Source organism: Brevibacillus sp. SYP-B805, from assembly GCF_011059135.1.
Classification (GTDB): domain Bacteria; phylum Bacillota; class Bacilli; order Brevibacillales; family Brevibacillaceae; genus Brevibacillus_F.
In genome coordinates this window covers 87,328-109,283 of sequence record NZ_JAALGD010000006.1, presented here as the reverse complement: position 1 = coordinate 109,283, position 21,956 = coordinate 87,328, and the positions used below count along the sequence as shown (strand labels likewise).

20 protein-coding genes are annotated in these 21,956 nt (G+C 55.6%); 8 read left to right on the top strand and 12 right to left on the bottom strand.

The window, feature by feature from the left end:
• Positions 1–245 precede the first annotated feature (245 nt).
• Both G3578_RS09530 and G3578_RS09525 read right to left on the bottom strand, forming a co-directional pair.
• Positions 246–428 carry a hypothetical protein gene (locus G3578_RS09530; RefSeq protein WP_165211964.1) on the bottom strand — a complete coding sequence of 61 codons (183 nt, stop codon included), beginning with the start codon at positions 426–428 and terminating at the stop codon, positions 246–248.
• A 167-nt stretch (positions 429–595) separates the two neighbouring features.
• Positions 596–859: a hypothetical protein gene (locus G3578_RS09525; RefSeq protein ID WP_206529600.1), complete on the bottom strand. Its 264-nt coding sequence runs from the start codon at positions 857–859 to the stop codon at positions 596–598.
• A 248-nt stretch (positions 860–1,107) separates the two neighbouring features.
• On the opposite strand from G3578_RS09525, the gene G3578_RS09520 reads away from it, so the two are divergent.
• A complete protein-coding gene (locus G3578_RS09520; RefSeq protein ID WP_165211961.1) occupies positions 1,108–1,899 on the top strand; it encodes a DUF2935 domain-containing protein in 792 nt (263 codons plus the stop codon).
• A gap of 28 nt (positions 1,900–1,927) precedes the next feature.
• On the opposite strand, the gene G3578_RS09515 is transcribed toward G3578_RS09520, so the two are convergent.
• Positions 1,928–2,227 (bottom strand): NAD(P)-dependent oxidoreductase, encoded by a 300-nt coding sequence (locus G3578_RS09515; protein WP_346773992.1) that lies wholly within the window; start codon positions 2,225–2,227, stop codon positions 1,928–1,930.
• 381 nt (positions 2,228–2,608) lie between these two features.
• The gene (locus G3578_RS09510) at positions 2,609–3,019 is read right to left on the bottom strand and encodes a 2'-5' RNA ligase family protein (RefSeq protein WP_165211955.1); all 411 of its coding nucleotides are present in this window, start codon (positions 3,017–3,019) and stop codon (positions 2,609–2,611) included.
• Between the two features lie 271 nt (positions 3,020–3,290).
• Here G3578_RS09510 and G3578_RS09505 point away from each other — a divergent pair, with 271 nt between their 5' ends.
• From G3578_RS09505 to G3578_RS09490, 4 genes are all read left to right on the top strand, one after another.
• Complete coding sequence (locus G3578_RS09505; protein ID WP_165211952.1) at positions 3,291–3,653, top strand: hypothetical protein; 363 nt, start codon at positions 3,291–3,293, stop codon at positions 3,651–3,653.
• Positions 3,654–3,776: 123 nt separating this feature from the next.
• Complete coding sequence (locus G3578_RS09500; protein ID WP_165211949.1) at positions 3,777–5,462, top strand: DNA repair helicase XPB; 1,686 nt, start codon at positions 3,777–3,779, stop codon at positions 5,460–5,462.
• Between the two features lie 57 nt (positions 5,463–5,519).
• Positions 5,520–6,089, top strand: coding sequence for an RNA polymerase sigma factor (locus G3578_RS09495; protein WP_165211946.1), 570 nt, complete (start codon positions 5,520–5,522; stop codon positions 6,087–6,089).
• Positions 6,070–7,494 carry an anti-sigma factor gene (locus G3578_RS09490; RefSeq protein WP_165211943.1) on the top strand — a complete coding sequence of 475 codons (1,425 nt, stop codon included), beginning with the start codon at positions 6,070–6,072 and terminating at the stop codon, positions 7,492–7,494. Before G3578_RS09495 ends, G3578_RS09490 begins: the two co-directional genes overlap by 20 nt.
• 55 nt (positions 7,495–7,549) lie before the next feature.
• Here G3578_RS09490 and G3578_RS09485 read toward each other — a convergent pair whose 3' ends face one another.
• The 3 genes from G3578_RS09485 to G3578_RS09475 are packed head-to-tail and all read right to left on the bottom strand — an operon-like array spanning position 7,550 to position 9,670.
• Positions 7,550–7,735 (bottom strand): hypothetical protein, encoded by a 186-nt coding sequence (locus G3578_RS09485; protein WP_165211940.1) that lies wholly within the window; start codon positions 7,733–7,735, stop codon positions 7,550–7,552.
• A gap of 14 nt (positions 7,736–7,749) precedes the next feature.
• Positions 7,750–8,733 (bottom strand): ABC transporter permease, encoded by a 984-nt coding sequence (locus G3578_RS09480; RefSeq protein WP_165212249.1) that lies wholly within the window; start codon positions 8,731–8,733, stop codon positions 7,750–7,752.
• Positions 8,711–9,670, bottom strand: coding sequence for an ABC transporter ATP-binding protein (locus G3578_RS09475; RefSeq protein WP_165211938.1), 960 nt, complete (start codon positions 9,668–9,670; stop codon positions 8,711–8,713). The genes G3578_RS09480 and G3578_RS09475 overlap by 23 nt, the downstream gene beginning before the upstream one ends.
• Positions 9,671–9,807: 137 nt before the next feature.
• On the opposite strand from G3578_RS09475, the gene G3578_RS09470 reads away from it, so the two are divergent.
• Positions 9,808–10,608: a GDSL-type esterase/lipase family protein gene (locus G3578_RS09470; RefSeq protein ID WP_165211936.1), complete on the top strand. Its 801-nt coding sequence runs from the start codon at positions 9,808–9,810 to the stop codon at positions 10,606–10,608.
• 8 nt (positions 10,609–10,616) lie between these two features.
• On the opposite strand, the gene G3578_RS09465 is transcribed toward G3578_RS09470, so the two are convergent.
• Positions 10,617–11,846, bottom strand: coding sequence for an MDR family MFS transporter (locus G3578_RS09465; RefSeq protein WP_165211934.1), 1,230 nt, complete (start codon positions 11,844–11,846; stop codon positions 10,617–10,619).
• A 130-nt stretch (positions 11,847–11,976) separates the two neighbouring features.
• A complete protein-coding gene (locus G3578_RS09460; protein ID WP_165211932.1) occupies positions 11,977–12,867 on the bottom strand; it encodes an NAD-dependent epimerase/dehydratase family protein in 891 nt (296 codons plus the stop codon).
• 183 nt (positions 12,868–13,050) lie between these two features.
• Between G3578_RS09460 and G3578_RS09455 the strand changes: the two genes are divergently transcribed.
• Positions 13,051–14,031 (top strand): beta-ketoacyl-ACP synthase III, encoded by a 981-nt coding sequence (locus G3578_RS09455; protein ID WP_165211930.1) that lies wholly within the window; start codon positions 13,051–13,053, stop codon positions 14,029–14,031.
• Positions 14,032–14,057: 26 nt separating this feature from the next.
• Here G3578_RS09455 and G3578_RS09450 read toward each other — a convergent pair whose 3' ends face one another.
• Both G3578_RS09450 and G3578_RS09445 read right to left on the bottom strand, forming a co-directional pair.
• Positions 14,058–14,909, bottom strand: a complete 852-nt coding sequence (locus G3578_RS09450; RefSeq protein WP_165211928.1) for a YtnP family quorum-quenching lactonase — start codon at positions 14,907–14,909, stop codon at positions 14,058–14,060.
• An 83-nt stretch (positions 14,910–14,992) separates the two neighbouring features.
• Positions 14,993–15,286: a hypothetical protein gene (locus tag G3578_RS09445; RefSeq protein WP_165211926.1), complete on the bottom strand. Its 294-nt coding sequence runs from the start codon at positions 15,284–15,286 to the stop codon at positions 14,993–14,995.
• A gap of 254 nt (positions 15,287–15,540) precedes the next feature.
• Here G3578_RS09445 and G3578_RS09440 point away from each other — a divergent pair, with 254 nt between their 5' ends.
• Positions 15,541–19,794, top strand: coding sequence for a GGDEF domain-containing protein (locus tag G3578_RS09440; RefSeq protein WP_165211924.1), 4,254 nt, complete (start codon positions 15,541–15,543; stop codon positions 19,792–19,794).
• Between the two features lie 119 nt (positions 19,795–19,913).
• Here the strand turns inward: G3578_RS09440 and G3578_RS09435 are convergent, their stop codons facing one another.
• The gene (locus G3578_RS09435) at positions 19,914–21,917 is read right to left on the bottom strand and encodes an NADPH-dependent 2,4-dienoyl-CoA reductase (protein WP_165211922.1); all 2,004 of its coding nucleotides are present in this window, start codon (positions 21,915–21,917) and stop codon (positions 19,914–19,916) included.
• Positions 21,918–21,956: the final 39 nt, after the last annotated feature.

Here is a 21,956-nt window from a genome sequence, read left to right as displayed (position 1 = left end):
CGCTATTCACTTTTGCTTGACTTCCTTTCCTGCAGGCGTCTTGAGCGTTGTCGGAAAACCGATTGTCGGAGCCATCACTCCTTTCACGCCATGATGTGTCTCTCGCCGACGTCCGCCCTCCTCTTTCCGTGGTGCTGAGCGATTTCCTCGCTGTAGCTATATCTTACACATCATTCTGAATATTGTAAATAATCATGACCAAAAATACTTTCCCTCGTTTTTCTATAAATACCCATCACTGCGCATCATGTCATCGTTGAAGTTATTTGATCTCGACCGAACGCGTAACACTCATTGGATATGCAATACCGGACATGAAAAAAACCGCGAGCATTTTCCGGAATAAAACAATCCACAATTTCAATCACTCCTGGGACCCCAAGAGAAAAATCTTTATTTTCGCCGACTTGAACATCAAAATCTGCCATCTGAATCCCCCTTCCCCATACACAAGTCAATCTATGCCGCTTCTCATTTGACTGCACATCATATGTGTCCAAGCAGAAAGCCTGTTTTTCAAAAAAATAAAAAGGGACGCCAGAACAACACCCGTATTGGGCGAAGATTCTGACACCCTCCCGTATCCCGGTATCAGTCACGGATGATCCATGTCTTGCTTTCCAATTTGCTCGATGGCTCTGTGTGCTTGTCTTTCGTTTGCCTGATTCTCAAACCAATCAATCAAACGATCCAACTTTTGATTCCGCTCTTGATCAAGCTGATTTTTCCTTTTCATAAACTTTAATACGCTTACCAGGAAGTAGATGACGAACGCATAAAACAACAGAACGGGAATGAAGAACATCATCTGAAAAAGCATGGTTCCCCATTCCAATGAAACCGTACCAATGTCAAGCAAGATTCACAACTCCTTTTCCATTGTATCGAAATCGCTTTCCGCCCCCGATCACCTGCGATTCTCGGCATACACTTGGGAATTGGGCATATCTCCCCTGTGTCGATTTGGGCGGGAGTCTATGCAATGATCTGGGTGAACGCATAGAAATACATCGTGCTGATATGACAGGAGTACAGAAAACGAGGCTTCAAACGGTTGGCCCATCGTTTGTTCTGTACGAACACTACAACGCAAAGGGGAGGCGCCGTATGGCAGATGCTTTTGTTGTCAGGTCGTTGGATGAAATCAGATTTTGGTCGAGAATCATGAAAGAACATTCTCTCTTCCTTAAATTAGGGTTTCATTGTGACGATACACAATTGATTAATGAAGCAAATCGGTTTTACGCCATTTTTGAAGACATTGAAAATCGGGCCCTTTCTTTTTCACCCGATGCAGATCCCCAACGAATCTTCGAATTTAACAACATTGTCCACAATGCGGTTTGTCACATTTGGAGCTTTAAGCGAAAAGTGCTTGGACTGATCATTCGCTGCAAGATTGGCGGAAACAATTTCCCCTTGCTGGTCGATCATGTCAGCAGGGAAGCTGCCTATTTCATGAAGCGGCTGGAGCAGTTGAATACCGGCACCCTTGATCCCTTGCCTGATGCCATCATCAACGAGAATGTCTTCTTCCTTCGAATCATGGCCGACCACGCCAAATTTATTAACCATCTGCTGGATCCCTCAGAAAGAAAACTGGTGGAACAGGCTCGTGAATTTAGCCACGACTTTGATCAACTCCTTTTTCAGGCGATTGACCTCGATTCCATGCGGCCGCAATCCCAAACTCCCCCTCTGCTTGATCAGTTTGTGGACCAGAATCGTATTTCCGTGCGCCAATTGCGCGACTTCAAGAAAACCGCGCGCGATCTTATTGAGGCATGCCGCATAAAAAGCATTATCCCGCCGCTGCTCGCCGATCATGTATTCAGAGAAGCATCGCGCTTCCTTGAAATATTGGATGCCTTTGACGCGGCTTTGTCATCTTCGACATAACACGTTCGATTCGACTCATGTATGTACGTTATGTTGTTTCCTGCAAGGATCGTGCAATCCCTTTCAGCAACGTTTGCGCGTCGTTCACAAGCGTCCAGGGACCTCCCCACGCCATGTGCGGTGTAAGGATAACATTGGGAAGAGTGATAAGCGGATGGGTTGTAGGGAGGGGTTCCTGCGCAAACACGTCAAGGGCCGCTCCCGCAATCCTTCGTGTTTGAAGGGCATGTATCAGTGCCTCTTCGTCAACCAAATTTCCCCTGGCTGTATTTATAAACAACCCATTTTGTTTCATCCAAGAGAACTCTTTCGAACCAATGCATTTCACCAGATATGGCGAACGAGTGGAACATTGCCTGGAATGACCATCCAAGAACTGCCTTGTCGCACCGCCTGATCTGCTTCAGGCAGCTTTTTTAACAAAGCCAGTCTTCCATTCGGCAAGGCTCTCCCATGGACCAAGCCCTGCGCGTAGTTGACCGTCGTTCCCGTCAAAAATAAGGACCTTATTCAATGTCATCTTCCCCCCTCGACGTTTATTCCACTTCTTTACATACATTCATAATAACATAACATTTTTGTGTAGAAAATTTGTTTTGTACGCATCATGCACCATGAATGACAGGATCGGTATCCCGGCGTATCTCAGTGGACAGGTTTTCCCCTACAAACATGGAACAAATTGGATTATAATATCAACATCCATGTTTCACCCTTTGGGCTGGTGGGAAAATCGTGAGAGGAAGTTGAAATCTGTTAATTTGACATATGACGCACCGTTATTATTTCGTGATTCATATACCCGAATGAATTTAGCTTTAAATTTTATGTCAATCTCAAAATTTTTTCCTAACTGTTTCTCCATCATTTCCAGTTCCTTAATTGAATTGCCGTGATAAACAGTACCTATTGTAAGATGAGGCGTATATAGTTCTTTTTCAAAATATTTCTTAATCATCTCTTCTGAAGTTGAAATAATATTGACAAAACCATAATGGAGATGATAGATCTCCTCCGATATGCCGCTAAGATACAATACTTCTTTTCCAAACCATCCTGGCTTACCTATGGTAACTTCAAAGGGTGATAGATGTCCGCATAACATTTCGACCTTTTTCAATCAGTTTTTATCCACGGTTAATCCGCCCTGCGCCTTAACAGTGATGTGAGGTTCCACGATCTTTGTGAGTCGATTGTTTGGGTATAACATTTGAAACTGGATGATTCTCTTCACAACATCTTCAGGTGGAACAAGGCCAATAAAATATTCCTCTCATTTCCTCCCTTCAGGCTTTTCCACTTCTTATCGAGCCAATGATATGCATGTTCTTTTTCAAACTTCTCTTCATTTTTTACATAAAGGAGTATTCGTCCAAAAACGGGAGTGTGCCATGAAAAAGAAATTCATAGGAATCGCCATTGCCATCGCAATACTTTTCTATTGTATACATCAGTATCATGAGGAACCTATTAGCCAAACGAAAGCTGTTGAATTAGCCAAGATTTATGTTGAACGCACCAATGAACATATGAATTTGATTTACGATTCCTCCCAGGTGGAGTATGTTACCTACAATACCAATCCTTTAAAAGAACTTTTGAACACGTCAACATGGGAGATTTTTGTGGATGGTATTTTCGTAAAAATCAATGCCCATTCAGGACAATTTGTTAAAATGGTTTTTCCAGCGGATGGCGTGATAACCTACGAGGAGCATCCCGAATGGTTTGATCTCACTGCCTTCCCGCAATAACCGCTTTTCACCACCACTTTTTCCCCCATTCCCCTTTTTCCCCTTTACCCACGGATGCCGTTTTTCTTCCCGCGCACAATTGTGTTACCATGGAACTACTTACATCTGGTCGAGGTGTTCACCATGTCCTTTCAACCGCACCTGCCCCTCATCGTGCAAAGCGACCGTACGATTCTTCTGGAAGTGCAGAATCCGCTTTTTTCGGAGGCCCGGCAGGCTCTGTCCGGCTTCGCCGAGCTGGTGAAAAGCCCGGAATACATACACACCTATCGGATCACGCCCCTCTCGCTGTGGAATGCGGCGTCCAGCGGGCTGACGGCCGGGAAGGTGATCGATGCGCTGCATGCCTACAGCAAATACGGCGTGCCTCCTGCGATTGCCGGGGAAATCCACGATGTGATGTCCCGCTTCGGCCGCATCCGCCTGGAGAAATGGGAAGAGCACCTTGTCCTGGTGAGTGAGGACAGCGTGCTGCTGGCGGAATTGGCCGGTTACAAAGAGGTGGCGCGCTTGCTCGGCGACAGGCTGGGGCCTGCCGCGTACAGGATCGCGCTGCATGCACGCGGCCTGATCAAGCAGGAGCTGATCAAATTGGGGTATCCGGTGCAGGATGTGGCCGGTTATTCGGCCGGAGAGCCGTGTCACGTGGAACTGCGCGGCTGCACCTCCGCCGGAAAGCCGTTTGCCCTGCGCGATTACCAGCAGGAGGCCGTCGATACCTTCTATGCGGGCGGTTCGGTCTATGGCGGGAGCGGCGTGCTGGTCCTGCCCTGCGGAGCGGGAAAGACGATTGTGGGGCTCGGGGCCATCGACAAGCTGAAAACCGCCACCCTGATTCTCACCACCAACGCCACTTCCGTACGGCAGTGGATCGCCGAACTGCTGGACAAGACCACGCTGACAGCGGAGCAGGTCGGCGAATATACCGGCGACAAAAAGGAAATCAAGCCGGTAACCGTCGCCACCTATCAAATCCTGACCTATCGGCCTGACGCCGCAGAAGACGACTATCCGCACCTGAAGCTCTTGACAGAGCGCGACTGGGGATTGATTATCTATGACGAAGTCCATTTGCTTCCCGCCCCCGTTTTCCGCGTAACCGCCGGCATCCAGGCCAAACGGCGGCTCGGTTTGACGGCGACGCTCGTGCGGGAAGACGGCCGGGAAGGCGATGTCTTTACGCTGATCGGCCCGAAAAAGTTCGAGATGCCCTGGAAAGACCTGGAGGAGAAGGGCTGGATCGCGGAAGCGCGCTGTACCGAAATCCGGCTTCCGATAGATCCGCTCCTGCGCGAACGGTATGCCTATGCCACCCCGCAGCAGAAATATCGCATTGCGGCAGAAAACCCTCATAAGCTGGAAGTGGTCAAAAAACTGCTGGAGCGCCACCGGGAGGACCGCGTGCTGATCATCGGGCAGTACCTGAAGCAGCTCGAAGAAATAGCGCGTGCCTGCGGCATCCCGCTGATCACGGGCAAAACGCCGGAACGCGAACGCGAGCGCCTGTACACCCTGTTTAAAAATGGGGAACTCACGCGGCTGATCGTCTCCAAGGTGGCCAATTTCGCCGTAGATCTGCCGGATGCCAATGTGGCGATCCAATTGTCCGGGACCTTTGGTTCCCGTCAGGAAGAAGCCCAGCGCCTGGGACGTATCCTGCGTCCCAAACCGGCGGACAATACCGCCCATTTTTACACGCTGGTGACACGGGACACGCGCGAACAGGAATTTGCCCTGCACCGCCAGCTGTTCCTGATCGAACAGGGGTACCGCTACACCATAGCCCAAATGAAAGATTTTCTCGCATAAACGGAAACAGATGAAAGAGAGAGATCGTCTGATAAAGGGAAGGGAGGCCGGAGATTGATGCATTCCGATGCTGAAATCATCCAGCGGATCATGGAAGGCGACGTGGAAGCGTACCGCGAACTGATCCAGCGATACCAACACATGATTTTCGTGTTTATTTACAAAATGGTCAACAATCGATCAGACGCGGAGGATCTGACGCAGGAGGTTTTCGTCAAAGCGTACGAGAAGCTCTCCACCTACCGGGGGGACAGCCATTTCTCCACGTGGCTGCACACGCTGGCGCGCAACAAGACGATCGACTTTCTGCGCCGGCGCAAGTATTACGATTCCGATGACCAATTGGCCTATATCCCTTCGCAGGTCCGGGATGAATCCCCGCAGGAATCGCTCCTTGGCAAGGAACAGCGCCGGGAAATCCAGGAAGCGTTCGCCAAGCTGTCCGACACGTATCGGGAAGTGATCGTGCTGCGCTGCACGCATGAATATCCGTTTGAAAAAATCGCCGCGCTCCTGGGCGTGGCTGAATCAACCGCCCGCGTCCGTTACCTGCGCGCACGCCAGGAACTCGCCAAGATCTTAGGTCAACAGGAAGGAGGGCTCGTTCATGAACTGCCAGGAATTTAGACAAGACTGGATGCACGATGCGGACAACGCCGACCTGACTCACATCGAAACGTGCGATGATTGTCTGAACTGGTTGGAGGCGAACTTCACAAGCGACGAGGAGGTCATGTTCATGAAAGAGTATCCGCAGCCTTCCGCGCATTTGGAAGACCGCATCATGCATGCCGTCTATCAGTTGGCTGTCCCGTCTTCCCCTGCTACTGCAACCGTTATGTCCCCTTCCGCGAGAAAACGGTTCCCGCGCCGCTACCAGCAGCTTGGTTGGATCGGGGCGGCTGCCATTCTGTTGGCTGTCGGGGCATTCAGCCTGAAAGAGATGCAGGGCGGACTGCAGGAATCAGCCCATCATTCGGCACTGCAGCAAGCCGCCGGCAATGCGGCACCTGCCAGCCAACCGCAGTTGGCGATGGCGACCGAACCGCCCAAGCAACAGGAAGCGGCGCATGTGGAACAGGAAGAGACGCCGGTGAAGCATGGGGTACCGGTGATACAAGAGGCACCGGTGGAGAAAAAGAGATCGGCGGAGCAGCCCGCAGCATCCGGAAACACGGTTCCACCGGCCGATGCCCAGCCAAAAAGGGCGTCCAGCCAACCGAAACAGCAGGCACAGGATACGCCATCCCCTGCAGCGCCTGGCACACAGCAGCCCGTCAACGAAAAGGCCATTACGACGCTGCCGGTGGCAGGCCCTCCGGCCGACATCGGAAAAATGATCGCGTCCCGCGACACCCGGTCGGCAGCCGGAAACGACAAGCAGGCAGCGGGACAACCGGCGGCGACAGCGGCGGTTCCTGCCGTTGATGCGAAAACGATGGCGGATGCGGCCGCAGCCAAGCAGCCGGGAAATACCGTCCAAGGCATCGCCAGCATCGGGGAGCATCCCAAGGATACGACTGCATCCCAGGACGGCGGTCAAAACAAGGCAGCAGTGGCAGCGGAACCGCAAATTACGCTGTCCACCTTTACCGATGTGGAGACGGCGGTACGCGCTTCCGATATCCCGATCCCGTCGATCAGCCAACCGCCGAGCGGATTCGCCCTTTCTTCCGTCTCCTTGCGGTATGAGTCGGAAACAAGCCAGCGGGTGACCCATGTGTCGCTGATGTATCACCGCAACGTCGATGCCATCAAGATCGAAGTAACACGCAGCAATCCGGGGCCGCACAACTTGTCCGTGCCCGGCACGTTCACCGACACGCAGGTATTCCAGATTGACGGTGAGCAGGCCATCGGCGTCACTTACGACCCGCAGGCGGTCCCCGCCGACCACGCAGGGGCCCAACACGCCGTACATTTTTATGCGACGAAGGCAAACCATTCCCTCTACGTGGTGATGACCGCAAGCGGCATCTCGTTGAATGACCTGACAGAGTTGGCCAAGCAGCTTACGTGGAACCAACCATAACACAACAGGAAGCCGGGCATGCCCGGCGAAGAGAAAGAGAGAAGCGAAGTTCACCTCAGCTTCTCTCTTTTTCTTTTTCTTCCAATCTCTGAAGCCGCTTCTCGATTTCTGCCAATCTTTCCTGCTCTCTTTTGCCCGACCATCCCCGTCTTACGCTGGCAATGGCGAGAACCACAACAATTGCAAACAACGCCAGCACCGAAAGCAGGATCAAACCGGGAATCCCTATACTGCTGCCCATCTTTTCCCTCCTTGTTACGATGTGACATCGCGCCGGATAAACACGGCATAGGCCACCAACAGGGCGACAGCCCCCCAAACGCTCAGAACCGCGAGGGAAAAAGGTAGGGTCATGCCCTTGATCGGCGGCAGCGTGCCTGCCAGGTAATCGGTGATTTGCAGATTGACGACGAACAGGTACTTGGCCGATTCCCATGAGGAAGCCATCTGCGTCAGGATCGTCCCGCTGATCAGGGCGGCCATCATGATTCCCATGCCGGCCGCGGCGCTGCGCACCAGCACGGAGACCATCAGGGAGATGATGCCGACGATGACGCTGACAAACCAGCCCAGCCCGTACTGCATGAAGAGATACTGCCACTGCGGAACCATAAAGACCCCGGAAGTATCCAGTTCGCTCCCGACGATGCGAAAGCCGGTGAGCACCGGCAAGTCCCAGCCGGAGTAGCCAAAGACCAGCCCCGAGATCAAATAAGCCATGATCAACGCCGCCAGGACGGTCAAGGAGACGAAAAGGATCAATGTCAGCAGCTTGCTCGTCAGCACCTCCCACCGCCGCACCGGCCGGGTCAGCAGCAGCTTGATGGTCCCTTCGCTGTGCTCCGCCGATACCAGATCAACGGCCAGGACCACGATCATCATCGGCAGGAAGAGGGAAACGGCCTGATCCATGAATCCGCGGGCGAAGGAGGGGCCGCCGGGCGCATTCGGGTTGATGTCGTGATCCAGATAGTACTGCTGCTGCTGCACCCGTATTTTCAGGAACTGCCGCCATTCCTCAGGCAAGCGGCTGGAAGCCAGCCGATTCTGCGTATCGACGATCTGCTGCTGTAAAAGCGCCCGCCAGTCCGACGTTCCCAGCCGCTCCTGGGCCGTCTGCACCGCCCGGTACTGCGCATACGTGAAGATCGGGATCAGGACGGCCAGGATCAGGAGCACGACGAGAAACCGGCGGCGGCGCAGCAATTTCATCGTTTCATTCCGGACGAGCCCCAACATGCTGTGTTTCACGATCGGCACCTCCCCCGGTAAGCGTCAGGAACAGATCCTCCAGCGTAACCGTCCGCGCGGCGATGCCAAGGACGGGGACACCGGCTTCCACCAGCGCCTGATTGGCTTCCGCGATACGCTCCGTATCCATCCGGCATTTTACCTTCCCCTCGACGGACGGCCATACCTCCTGCACAAAGGACAGCGTCCGCAGCACTTCCACGGCACGCGCGCAGGCGTCCGGGGCGAACGTCCATTCCACCCGATCGGCGAACTGCGCCATCAAGGTGTTGACCGCCCCGACGGAGATGACCCGCCCCTTGTCGATGATGGCCACCCGGTCGCACATCATCTCGATCTCGCTCAACAGATGGCTGGATATAAAGACCGCGAGCCCCTCCTCTTCCGCCAAACGGCGGATAAACCGGCGCAGTTCCCGAATCCCCGCCGGATCGAGGCCGTTCGTCGGTTCGTCCAGAATCAGCAGGCGCGGCCTGTGCAGCAGCGCCTGGGCAATCCCCAGCCGCTGCCGCATGCCAAGCGAATAGGTTTTCACCTTGTCGTCGATCGCGTGGGTCAGTTCCACGAAGCGGATGACCTCCTCAATCCGCTCCGCCGTCACATCGCCGCTCATCCGGGCGAAGTGCTCCAGATTTTCCCGCCCGGTCATAAACTTGTACATTTCCGGATTTTCCACGATACACCCCACCTGCCGGATCGCGTCGGGAAAACGGTCGAAAAGGGAAATGCCGCCGATGCGGATCTCCCCGCCGTCCGCGGAAGCCAGTCCCACCAGCATGCGGATCGTGGTGGTTTTCCCTGCGCCGTTGGGCCCGAGAAAGCCAAACACTTCCCCCGCCATCACATCGAACGTAATGTCATGGATGATTGTCCGCCGCCCGATCGCCTTCTTGAGGCCGGAGACAGACAGCACCACATCCGCCATGCGCTTCTCACCTTTCCTTCTGAAGCCTGCCAACATGCGAAATTTATTTATGGTACACTACGTATTGAATGGCAAAGCATTACCATTATACCATGAACGCTTGGAAAGACCCCAATACAGACGAGGAGGGATGCGGGATGCATCTTCGCACCGGACAAACGTTATGGCGGACCACCTTTACGATCTCGGTTCTCTCCCTGCTCCTTTTCATCGCAGGATTTCTGCTCGCCCTGAACCCCTTCCTGCTCCGCTCCGGCCAAGGGATGGCGCCATCCGCCGGCAGCAAACCGGTTGCGCCATCCGCCCCCCTGCCCGAGCAGGGGAAGCTGACGGTCGTGGCGCTGGGCGACTCGCTTACCAGAGGTGCGGGGGACGCCAGCGGCCTCGGTTATGTCGGCCTGGTACGGGAAGCGCTGGAGAAACAGCGCCATCAATCGCTCATCCTGCACAATCTGGCCATCAACGGCCAGCAGTCGTCCGGCCTGTTGGCCCAGCTGGAGCAGCCCCAGATCAGGCGGCTGGTGGCCGATGCCGATCTGATCGTATTTACGATTGGCGGCAACGACTTATTTCAGCAGAGCGGCGGCGTCTATCAGCTGGATGAAAAAAAATTGGACGCGGCCATGAACAGCCTGACGACCAATTTCGGGAAGATCCTCTCCCAACTGCGGGAGCTGAACGGCAAAGCGCCGATCCTTTATACGGCCCTGTACAATCCTTTCGGCGATACGGAAGCGGCGCAGGAGACAGCAGCCCCCGTTCTGGCCTGGAACGGGAAAGCCGCGGAGATCGCTTCCCGCGTTCCGGGCGTGATGGTGGTCCCCACGTACGACCTGTTTGTGCAAAAAGAGAATAAGTACCTGTACACGGATCATTTCCACCCGAATCACGCCGGATACCAACGGATCGCGGACCGGATCATGCAGGCGCTGGAATAGCGGGATGCTTATCCGGCGTGCCTGCGGGAGATATGGTGACCGGTGCGCAGAAAGTAGGCGCGGTCGCCTGCCCAGTAGAAAACGCTGCCGAGCATGGAGATCGCCGCCACGGTCGTGAACAGCACGGAACCGCTGTAATGCGCCAGCAGGATGCCCCCCAGCCACGGCCCCACAAAGTGACCGATGTTGCTGAAGCTTTTGGCCCCGTAGTAGGCACCGCGCATCTCTTCCGGAGCCAGGCGGTCGATCATGACATCGGACGAGGTAAACGTCAGGATTTCCCCCAGGGTGAATACCGCCATCGACAGGATGAAGAGGATCCAACCGTCGGCCATCGCGTAACCCAGATCCCCCAGCGCATACATCAGGTTGCCCACCAGGATGCTCTGAATGGGCGTCCTTTTTTCCGACCATCTGGCACAGGGAATCTGCAGCAGCACGACCACGATGGCGTTGACGCTCATCAATACCGCAAACAGCTTCATGCCGTCGGGTACCGTCATCTCCACGAACTTGGAGAGCGTGCTTGACATCTGGGAATACCCGATCGCCCCGAGGATTCCGCCAATGATGTAAAAACGGAAAGCCGCATCGTGGATCACGACATCCCACGCTTTTTTAAAGGTGATCTGCTCCTTCTTCTGCCCTTCGATCTGCCTGATGCCGAAGAAATGGAGCAAAAACTGCAGGCTGATCACATACAGCAGATAGATCGCACCTGTCAGCAAAAAAGGCAGGGCATCTCCCTGCAGCGCGAGGAGCGCGCCGATGATCGGGCCGACAGCCACCCCCAGGTTGATCGCCGTGTAGCGCATGGCGAAGACGCGGTACCGTTTATCCGGCGGCGTCAAATCCGCCATCAATGCCTGCGAAACCGGTTCATAGAAAGACCGGCACAGCCCGCTCAGCACATTGAGCAGGAAAAAAAACCACGGGCTTTCCCCGTAGGCAAAGCCAAAAAAGACGAAGACCCACAGATACAGGGCGGCCAGCATGACGCGGCGCCTGCCGATGATGTCGGAGAGCGTCCCGCCGACAAAGCCGCCCACCGTCCCCGCCAGCGAACCTGCCCCGATGGTTAGCCCGATGGTTGCCAGATCCATGTCGGTGTTTTTGGACAGATAAATAAACAAAAACGGCATGCTCATCGAGCTGGCCGCACGTACAAACACAGTCCCCGCCACCAGGGAATGCACAATGGGGTGATACTCGCGCAAAAAGGATTGCAGCCTGCCCATCTCTCCGTTCTCCCTCGCTCTCAACCCCTGCTTGAGGAGTTTCTATCTATCGGTGCCTCCTATTGTAGAAATTGGGAACTGCTACGTCAATCATTCGTTAAAAAAAATTTAATAAATTTTTCACCATGAATCACAATTGCGACAGATACCCGGCCAACAGGGAGGGGAGCCAGTCGCGGACATGACTTGGTGCAAAACCGGCCTGCTTGATCTTGTCGATGCAAAGCGACCACGAACCGGGCATCGCGTACGGGGAATCATGCCCGGGACCCGCTTCGGGAACGAGGATCGCTTTTTTCCCCACCAGTTCCTCGATCATTCCCACCAGCTCCCGCAGCCGCATCTCCCCGTGGGAGGAAGCATTAAACGGCCCGACGACATCGCTTTCTCCCAGCCAGGCCAGCGTCCGGGCCGCGTCTTCAGACGAAATGAAGTCGACGTAATTGTCCGGATTGGAGATACCCATCGGGATTTCCCGGGCGATATGTTCCACATGGAAACGAAGACGGTTGGTGAAATCGTCGGGGCCGATGACCAGCGGGAAGCGGATCGCCACAACCGGAAAAGCCGGATTGGTCAACAGCACCGCTTCGGACGCCCGCTTGGCTTCCTGATAGCCGGCCACCCCTATGTAGGCGCGTCTGTCACCCAATTTCCCGACAGCGTAAGCGCGGGGATCAAAATCTTCTTCCCTCTTGCCGCTGCCATGGTCGTAGACCGCCATGGTGGAGGTAAAGATATACCGTCCTATCCGCCCGTCCAGGATCTCTTTCGTATCAAGAGCCTCTTGGGGCGAATAGCATGTTTGGTCGTACACCACATCCCAGCTTCTCCCCCGGAAAGCAGCCTCCAGCGTCTCCCTGTTCTCCCTGTCGATCACGAGCCGTTCCACACGATCGGCAAACGGATCGGCCGTTCTTCCCCGGGTCGCGATCGTAACCTCCATTCCTTGCTGCAGCAGCTTCTCCACCAGCCGCTTGCCAAAAAACATGGTACCGCCCATCACCAGCACTTTTTTCATGCCCGCCACCTCTTATTCTTTAGAAAAAATTTTACTGATTGCATTTATTTTAATAAAAAAGGGAGGATTTGTCTTTCGTTTTCAAAAAAGTCTGTTAAAAAAGATGGTGCAATCAAAAATTAGTACCAGATACTAATACTTAGTGTTATAATCTGGTTATCATTTCTAAACGAGGTGATTTCCATGTACAAGGCTTGCATTACCGGGATCGGTTCCTATGTTCCCGAGCACGTGCTGACCAACGCGGATTTGGAGCGCATGGTCGAAACTTCCGATGAATGGATTGTGACCCGAACCGGCATCAGCGAACGGCGGATTGCCGCCCCCTGGCAGGCAACGTCCGATCTGGCCTATCATGCCGCCGAGGCTGCCATCGCCCATGCCGGATTGACGGCGGATCAGATCGATATGATCATCGTGGCCACGTCCACTCCCGATCACCCTTTTCCTCCCGTTGCCTGCCAGCTCCAGCACCGGCTGGGTTGCCGCCATATCCCGGCCTACGATCTGGGGGCGACCTGCGTTGGCTTCCTATCCGCCCTGGAGACGGCAGCGCAGTTCATCGCCACGGGCAAGCACAAACACATTCTTGTTGTCGGTGCGGATACGCTGTCCCGCGTCACGGACTATACCGATCGGACGACATGCATCCTGTTCAGCGACGGCGCGGGCGCGTTTCTTCTTTCCCGCCAGGAGGAAGGGCGCGATCAGGGAATCCTGCATACCGCCACGCATGCGGATGGCGCCCATTTCCCCCACCTGTACGTTCCCGGTGGCGGAAGCCGGCATCCCCAACCTGTCGCTCCCGACACCAAAGCCAAAATCGTGATGGACGGACGAAAAATCTTCAAGCTGGCGGTCACTTCCATGGCCCAAACGGTGCGGGAAACGATCCAGGCCGCCGGCATTGACGCCAGTGACATCGACTGGCTGATTCCGCACCAGGCCAACCAGCGCATCATCGACGCCGTTGCCGAGCAACTGGCTTTTCCTCCCGAAAAGGTAATCAGCACGGTCAAGCACTATGGCAACAATTCCGCCGCCACGATCCCGCTTGCCGTCGACCAGGCGGTGCGTGACGGCCGGATCAGGCGCGGCGATACGCTGCTGTTGGTCGCATTCGGCGGAGGGCTCGTCTGGGGTTCCATCCTTCTCACCTACTAGACACAAGAAGAGGCACCTGCTCTTCGCTACAGGTGCCTCTCGCCAATTTCCACTTTTTCGATAATCTCTCCCGCCTCGTTCCATTTCAGGGCCCGGTACAGCGCATCATGATAAAAGCTGAACCAGGCCGAATCCTTGATGCCTTCCGCTATCCACTTCTCTTTGGCAAAGATGGAGGTCATGGGATAATCATCATAGGCCATCACCCACAGGGGATTCTGGTGGGCATGGGTCGGCAGCAGGTCGGCCAGATGCAGCAGCACCTCTCCCTGACTCTCCATGCGGATGATCGCGTGGCCGTCGCTGTGACCGCCGGTGTGATGCATCACGATGCCGGGCAGCACTTCATGCTCCTTCCCGAATGTTTCCACCTGCTGCTGGATCGGCCGCCAGTTCTCCTCCCAGTATGTGTTGCGCGACCGGATATTGGGGGCGCGCATCTCGTTCCACTCCGTTTCCTGTACATAAATGACCGCATTGGGAAACGTGGAGGTGAGCCGATCTTCCACTTTCGAAACAAGTCCGTTGGCATGATCGTAATGCATATGCGTCATCATCACGATGTCGATATCGCCGGCAGACAGCCCGAGCGCGGCGAGCGATTCATGGAGCAGCGATTCTTCCAGCAGCCCGAAGTTTCGTTTTTGCTTCTCCGTCAGCCGATCCCTGCCGAGGCCGGATTCAATCAGCAGCCGTTTGCCGTGGGCTTCCACAAGGATCGGGTCTGCCCGCAGCGGAATCTGGTTGAGCTCATTGTTCGGATAGCGCTTGCTCCACAGCGGTTTGGGAACCACCCCGAACATCGCCCCTCCATCCAGTTGGCTGATGCCTCCATAGAGCCAGGTTAACGCAAATTCTCCCACCCGCAGCTTGTCCATCTGATCGTCCTCCTTAGTCGCTTGATCTGCCGCACAACCTTTTCCGCGCAGGCCGAAAAAAGCACCCCATGGGGGGGTGCTCGTCATTTTTCCGACACTCTGACCATCCGCGGATAGGGCATGATTTCCAACAGCACTTCGCTTGAAACCGCCTGAACCGTCAACTCGGTCTCCAGGCGCCGATACGTCAGCAGCAATTGCGCCACTTTTTCCTTTTCCTGATAGATACTGACCAATGTCTGTATCGGGTTGGCACTCCCTCCGGCGATCAGCTTGAATCCGGAGGCCAAAGTGAACGTCCATCCTTCCACCTTGATCGTCTGATCCGTACTGTACAGGAACTGACGCTTCCCCAAAAGTATGCCGTTATCGCTCATCGCGATGCCCCCCAACATGATCATCCGATTAGTTCGATGTGTTACTATTTTGCAACGAATCTCACAGAAAGGAAAGCGTTTCGACAAAACATCCAAAATTATTACATCGCTTTTTCTCATCATACACCAATCGCCTTTTTCTGAACAGCCGCAACTTTCCCGCGCTTCACCCCCGCCCTCTTTCCTTCTTTTCGAAAACTTCAAAATATATTAAACTAGTAGTATTCGATTTTGCTCGGAAAAGGAGGAACGCCATGGAACAGGTATATACCCCAGGATCGACCGCGATGCGCTGCATGACGTTAACGCATCGTGTCGACGGTTCCGTGATGCGTTTCCACCGCTTTGCGTGGAATTACTATCATCAACAACCCATCCGCGATCGCCTGCAGCAGTGGCAGAAGGCAGCGATTGGGAACCGGTTTCGCAGGATTGCAGACATCAGGGAGGAAGAAGACGAACTGTGCATTTATCTTCCTCCTTTGCCGCCGGGCTGCTTCCCGCTGAGCGCCTGCCGTGACCATCTCTCCGAGGATGACCGCATCCGGATTCTTGTCTCCCTGACGGAAGCGTTGGAGCAATTGCATCAGCAGCGCTTTGTCCTGGGGCTCTTCATTCCCGAACAAATCTATTACCGCAAGGAATCGGGTTCTGTCATCCTGGATGTACAGCCTTATCCCAACACGTTTCCCATGGTAGACAAGGTATTGGCCGAGTATCCGTTCGCCCTGCTTTCTCCCTATTCCCGCCATCATACCATGCCGCGCATCGCCGATTTCCAAGGGATCGGGCTGCTCATGCATTGGCTGTACCTTGGCCGCTTTCCGTCGGAACCGTGGACCCTGACGGATGAACTGCCGGCGGCTGTCCATGGGCTGTGCAAGCAGTTGATCGGTTCGCCGGAGACATTTCTGAGCGCGCGGGAAATCGGTGAGCGTTTGGTGACGGCCGGCACAGGCCGTGCCGTTCCCACCCAGGACGGGCACCTGTCGGCAGGGGTGGAGCAGCTGCACCCCATGCTTCCCCCAATCATGCCGGATGAACAGGCAGCGCTGCGGGCGTTTTTGCGGCGGGAAGGCGGCCGCCTCATCGGGCTGATCAGCCAGGATGATGCCTCCCGTTATCACATCTATAACCAGCATTTCAATGAAGTGATGGAACGCCATATCTTCATCATGATCAACTGCCGTCCGTTGCCCTTCTCCACCCTGCGGGAACTGAGTGAACGGACGATTCAATTCGCAGCCCGGATGAACCCCCGGATCGCCCCCTCGCTGCAGCGCATGTGGCAAAGGTTCGAGCGTATTCTGAGCCAGCATTACACGGGCCGCGAGATCGTTCATACGCTGGCAGAATGGCTGTACAAGCTGTATCGGGAAGTGCAGCCGGTGACGCAGCCGCTTCACTTTTTCTATACGTTGGAAGATTGCGAACTGTGTGATGAAGACTCCCAACGCGTCTTTCTTCATTTCTGGGAAACATATGGCGAAGAATTGCACCAGCCCTACGTCCTGTTCAGCGGCAAACAGAAACCTGCCATCATGACGGGGGATTCCATCCGTTATCTGGAGTTTGGGCAGAAGACGGCCGCGATGTATCGGCATGTTCTTCTTTCCCAGCTGGGGCGGGCGGACGACGCGCTGGTGGAGAAGCTCGCCCGGTGGTTTTGCGAGCAGCAGATTGATTTCGCCCATACCCGGCTGATTCTTGAGTCTCTTGTGGAGAAAGGACATCTTGTCCTGACGCCGGCTGGCTGGCGGGACAACGGCATGCCGGAGCTGGATATTCATGCCCCGTCCACCCTGATCGCCAGCAGGCTGGCGAAGCTGTCGCCAGAGGATCTCGATCTGCTTCGCACATTGATATGTTTCCCTCATCCGGTTCGGGCCGAGACCATCTTTCGGGCAAACGGTGCCGACACCGAGGAATTGTGGATGGCCCTGTCGCGCTTCGATCAATGGGGGCTGGCATCCGTCTACAGTCCGAACAGCGTCTATGTGCCGGTCGATGTGGCCAGGCAGGCCCTGTACGATCTGCCGTACGCCGAACAGTCCTCCTATTATGAACGGGCGCTGCAGATGCAGCAAGCGTTCCGTCCGACGGCGCTGCCGCAGCTGATCGAACTGGCGCTGCTTGCCGGCAACAAACGGCTTGAATACTTTTATCTGATCCGCTATTACCGGCAGATCCGCAGCAAGCTGAAGCTGGATGGGCATAAAACCATCCTGGAGAACCTGAAGCGCCTGCAGCATGAACTGATGCGCAGGCAGATTCTCTGCTGGGATCGCCTGCTGTATCAGGTATATCTGCGGCTCAATCTTTATGAACAGGCGGAAGCAACCGCTCGTGATCTGTACAAACGGACCGGCGAAGCATACGACCGCTTTTGCCTGCTCAGCGTCCTGCTGTTTACCCAGCAGCTTGACCTGCCAGCAGCGAAACAGGAGCTGCTCACATATCTCGAGGACAAACGAAACCGCCTGAGCGATCGGGCGCGCGCTGCCCATCTGCTGTGCAGGCTCAATCTTTTTTCCCCCATCACCAGGGAAGGCGCCGAAAAAATCGACCGTTTTTTCAGGGAGGAGTTCTATCCCAGCCGCGCTCTCCTGTCCCGCCGCTTGTACGCTGATTTTACGCTGTTCTACGTGATTTTGGCGGCGGACTACTTTCAGGAGCTGGAGGAAAGAGCCAACGCGCTGCGCCAGTCGTTGGAGACCATGCTGGAAACTTACCCGTACCACGACCTGCTGCTGGATCTGTATAATTCCTACCTGTTTCAACCGAATGTCAAGATCGCCCATATGTACAACCAGCGGCAGCTAACCCTGTCGCGCCGATTCGGGTTTACCACCAAGGAACAGATCAGCTACCTGAACGGGATGGAAATCGCCCTGATCCTGGGCGATCCGGCCGAATACCGCTATTTGCTGAACTGCCTCCTGCAGGCCGGTGAACTGAAACGCTCGGATCTGCGCGAATATTTTCTGCAGCATCAGATGCTTTATGCGGTCGAATGGATGCGGTGGGAACTGTATCAGCAGGTGGAAAACGAGCTCCTGCAGCTCAATTTGAGCGACGCCGCCTTTACCGAATGGGAAATGGTGAGCAGATACGCCGCCTTTCGCCGTGGTGAGCCGCTGCCGCCCCCGACCGTTTGGCATCAGCAGAATGATGCCACCCTGTTCATCGATGCCCTGTACGAGATCGAACGCGGGGAGACGGAGCGGGCTGTTCAGCTGTTCAAACAGGCGATCGCCTCAAACGGATACCGCATCTACCAGGGATGGGCCATGCGGGAACTGATCGCGCTCCTGCTGAGGGAAGGCTCTGCAGAGGCGGAATACTGGCTGGAGCAATGGAAGCATTACCTGCATGCCTATGGATACGATCTGTTTTGGCCCGATTATTATCGTTTCATAGCGATTTGGTATCTGCGCAGCGGTGACCGGAACCGGTCGCTTCTTTCACTGCTGCGGGCTGCGAATATTTACCAGCTGATCGAAAAAGAGGAAATGTACCACGAGATCATGGCGGAGATTGAACATCTCATGAAACCGGCCTATCTGGAGGGTGATCCTGGTCTTCGCGAGCATCCCCAGGTCCAATGCCTGCTGCAGGAACGCCAGCAGCTGCTGCATCACTCGCTGGACCTGCAGATTATCATGCAGCTGAGCGAACAGGTAACGGGTGCGCTGGAAATTACCCGGACCCTCCATCGTCTGACCCATGCGCTGTTCGAATATTTTCCGGTTACGCTGCTGGCGGTCGATTTTCAATTGTTGTTCCGCAAAGAGAAGATCTATTACCGGGCTTCCGGTACGGTGATCGACAACGTGCAGATCAGCTATACGACCGAGCGGGAGGGGATCGAAAAATACGTGTTTCCGCTGTATCAGCAAGGCAGCCAATCCATCATGCTGGAGCTTTATTCCCCTGCGCTGCCGGATACCAAACGGGCGCATATCGAGCATTTCCTCTCCTTTATCAGGCCGCACATCGCCAACGCCGTGCTGTACATGGAGATGATGATCGACAATCTGACCGGCTTCTACCAGCGGCGTTATTTCATGGAACGCTTGCAGCAAGAGTTTATTCTGGCCAAGCGCTACGATCTCGATCTGTCCGTGATCATGCTGGATATCGACAATTTCCGGCTGATCAATGAATTCGGCCATCAGGAAGGAGACAGGGTGCTGCGGGAGCTGGCGGACATCGTGAGAGGCATCCTGCGGCAGAACGATGTCCCCGGCAGGTATGGCGGCGAGGAACTGCTGCTGGTTTTGCCCAAAACGGACGGGCAGACCGCCTTGAAGATCGCCCGGGAGATCCGCAAGCAGATAGAAGAGGGGTTTGCCGCCCGAAATCCCTACAAGGTGACGGTAAGCGTCGGCGTCTCGACGCTCGCCCATTGTCAAGCGGAAACGATCGATGATTTGATCCGGCTGGCGGACGATGCGGAAATCGCGGCCAAAAAATCAGGCAAAAACCGTGTCGTCGCCGCCTGGTAATCCCAAAACCCCGCCGACTTAAGCTAACGCTGGTGTCGGCGGGGGCCCCAACCTTTCTCACTTCACTTTAGTGCTTTAAAACCCTGGCAGTTTCGCGCATGCCAGGGTTTTCGTCTCTTCTATATGTTGCGTGCGACCAGCGATCCTTCCAGAATGGCGCGCTTGGCATCCAGTTCTCCCGCCTCTTTGGCGCCGCCGATCAGATGCACCGGCATTTTCCCTGCCAGGTCGCTGTACAGGCGGTTGTTCGAGGTGGCGCCTGCGGCGATGATCACCGTGTCAGCCGGAAGCAGGCGCTTCTCCCCTTTCTCCAGGATGCACACGCCCTCAGGGGTGATCGCTTGATACTCCACTTCCGTCACCATCTCCACTCCCTGCCGCTTCAAGGTCGCAAGCACAGCCCACCGCGTCGTTTTCCCCAAACCGGTACCGACATGTTTGCCGCGGCGCAGCATGGTGATTTTGCGGCCGCTGTGCATGACATGCTGGACGCCTTTTGCATCCAGCACGCGCTGTTCGAGCAGGTAGCGGCTCGTTTCCGCGCTGATCCCGCTGTTGTGTGCAAGCAGATGGGACAGGTCGCAGGCGATGCCGCCAGCCCCGATGATGACGGCGCGGCGTCCGACGGCAGCCTGCTTTTCAAATACCTGCGTATAGCTGATCACATGCGGAAGATCGATGCCCGGGATCTCCGGCCTGCGCGGAATGACGCCAGTAGCCACCACCGCCTCCTCGAAGCCTTCCGCAAGCAGCAGCGCGGCATCCACCTCCACGCCGAATCGGATCTCCACGCCCAGCCTGGCAAGCTCTGTCCGGTAGTAGCGCAAGGTCTCCCGAAATTCCGCCTTGCCCGGGACCTGCTTCGCGTAATTCAGCTGCCCGCCGATCTTCTGCCGTTTTTCAAAGAGCGTCACGCGGTGACCGCGCTCCGCCAGCACCCGTGCCGCCTCCATTCCCGCCGGTCCGGCCCCGATCACCGCTACCCGCTTCACCACTTCCGCCGGTTGCAGGGCGAGGTCCAGCTCCCTGCCTGCGAGCGGGTTGACCAGACAGGAAGCCGGAATCCCGGAAAACACATGGTCCAGGCAAGCCTGATTGCAGGCGATGCAGGTGTTTACTTCGTCAAAGCGCCCTTCCCTGCTTTTGTGCACGATATGGGAATCCGCGAGAAACGGCCGCGCCATCGAGATCATGTCGCACAGCCCCTCCGCCAGAATCTCCTCGGCAAGACGCACGTCATTGATCCGATTGCTGGCGATGACGGGGATGGCAACCGCTTCCTTCACCCGCTGCGCTACCCACACGTACGCTCCCCTCGGCACCATCATGGAGATGGTCGGCACCTGCGACTCATGCCAGCCGATGCCGATATTGAGGGCGTTGACGCCCGCCTCCTCGAGCATGCGGGCAAACCGGAGCGTCTCCTCCATGGTGGTGCTGTCCGGAATGAGATCAAGCCCGGACATGCGGAAAATGACCGGAAACCCGTCCCCCACGGCAAGCCGTACCCGCCGGGCGATCTCCACCCCGAAACGGGCGCGGCGCTCAAAATCGCCGCCCCATTCATCCGTTCGCCGGTTGGTCACCGGCGAAAGAAACTGATTGATCAGGTATCCTTCCGAGCCCATGATCTCCACACCGTCAAACCCTGCCCGTTTGGCCCGGACGGCACCATCCGCAAAAGCCTGGATGGTTTGCTCCACTTCCGCCGGACTCAGCTCCCGCGGGGCCGTCCGGTTGATGGGCGCCTGCAGCGGGGAGGGAGCGACGGGGTCAAGACCAGTCGCCTCCTTGTACGCGTAGCGTCCGGCATGAAACAGCTGCAGGGCGATTCTGCCGCCAGCCCGATGCACTGCCTCGGGAATTGGCCGCAGCTTGTCGATGTGTTCGTCGCGGTAAATGTTGCAGTAGGCCTCGCCCATTCCTCCCTCCGGACTGACAGCGACCCCGCCGGTTACGATCAGGCCCGCCTCCCCCTTTGCCCGCTCCGCGTAAAAAGCAGCCAGGCGGTGAATCCCGTTCTCCATCTTCTCCACACCCACGTGCATGGACCCCATCATGATCCGGTTGGGCAGCGTCAGATCGGCCAAACGAATCGGCGTAAACACATGCTTCAGCTCCAAAACGATCCCTCCCATTTTGCGAATGAATGTTCATTCATT

What these genes read in the sequence shown, in the direction of transcription:
- G3578_RS09495 (WP_165211946.1), top strand. Translation starts at nt 5,520, where the DNA reads ATGCATTCCGATGCTGAAATCATCCAGCGGATCATGGAAGGCGACGTG.
- G3578_RS09460 (WP_165211932.1), bottom strand. Translation starts at nt 12,867, where the DNA reads ATGAAAAAAGTGCTGGTGATGGGCGGTACCATGTTTTTTGGCAAGCGG.
- G3578_RS09485 (WP_165211940.1), bottom strand. Translation starts at nt 7,735, where the DNA reads ATGGGCAGCAGTATAGGGATTCCCGGTTTGATCCTGCTTTCGGTGCTG.
- G3578_RS09500 (WP_165211949.1), top strand. Translation starts at nt 3,777, where the DNA reads ATGTCCTTTCAACCGCACCTGCCCCTCATCGTGCAAAGCGACCGTACG.
- G3578_RS09480 (WP_165212249.1), bottom strand. Translation starts at nt 8,733, where the DNA reads ATGTTGGGGCTCGTCCGGAATGAAACGATGAAATTGCTGCGCCGCCGC.
- G3578_RS09470 (WP_165211936.1), top strand. Translation starts at nt 9,808, where the DNA reads ATGCATCTTCGCACCGGACAAACGTTATGGCGGACCACCTTTACGATC.
- G3578_RS09520 (WP_165211961.1), top strand. Translation starts at nt 1,108, where the DNA reads ATGGCAGATGCTTTTGTTGTCAGGTCGTTGGATGAAATCAGATTTTGG.
- G3578_RS09440 (WP_165211924.1), top strand. Translation starts at nt 15,541, where the DNA reads ATGGAACAGGTATATACCCCAGGATCGACCGCGATGCGCTGCATGACG.
- G3578_RS09455 (WP_165211930.1), top strand. Translation starts at nt 13,051, where the DNA reads ATGTACAAGGCTTGCATTACCGGGATCGGTTCCTATGTTCCCGAGCAC.
- G3578_RS09450 (WP_165211928.1), bottom strand. Translation starts at nt 14,909, where the DNA reads ATGGACAAGCTGCGGGTGGGAGAATTTGCGTTAACCTGGCTCTATGGA.
- G3578_RS09465 (WP_165211934.1), bottom strand. Translation starts at nt 11,846, where the DNA reads ATGGGCAGGCTGCAATCCTTTTTGCGCGAGTATCACCCCATTGTGCAT.
- G3578_RS09445 (WP_165211926.1), bottom strand. Translation starts at nt 15,286, where the DNA reads ATGAGCGATAACGGCATACTTTTGGGGAAGCGTCAGTTCCTGTACAGT.
- G3578_RS09530 (WP_165211964.1), bottom strand. Translation starts at nt 428, where the DNA reads ATGGCAGATTTTGATGTTCAAGTCGGCGAAAATAAAGATTTTTCTCTT.
- G3578_RS09490 (WP_165211943.1), top strand. Translation starts at nt 6,070, where the DNA reads ATGAACTGCCAGGAATTTAGACAAGACTGGATGCACGATGCGGACAAC.
- G3578_RS09505 (WP_165211952.1), top strand. Translation starts at nt 3,291, where the DNA reads ATGAAAAAGAAATTCATAGGAATCGCCATTGCCATCGCAATACTTTTC.
- G3578_RS09475 (WP_165211938.1), bottom strand. Translation starts at nt 9,670, where the DNA reads ATGGCGGATGTGGTGCTGTCTGTCTCCGGCCTCAAGAAGGCGATCGGG.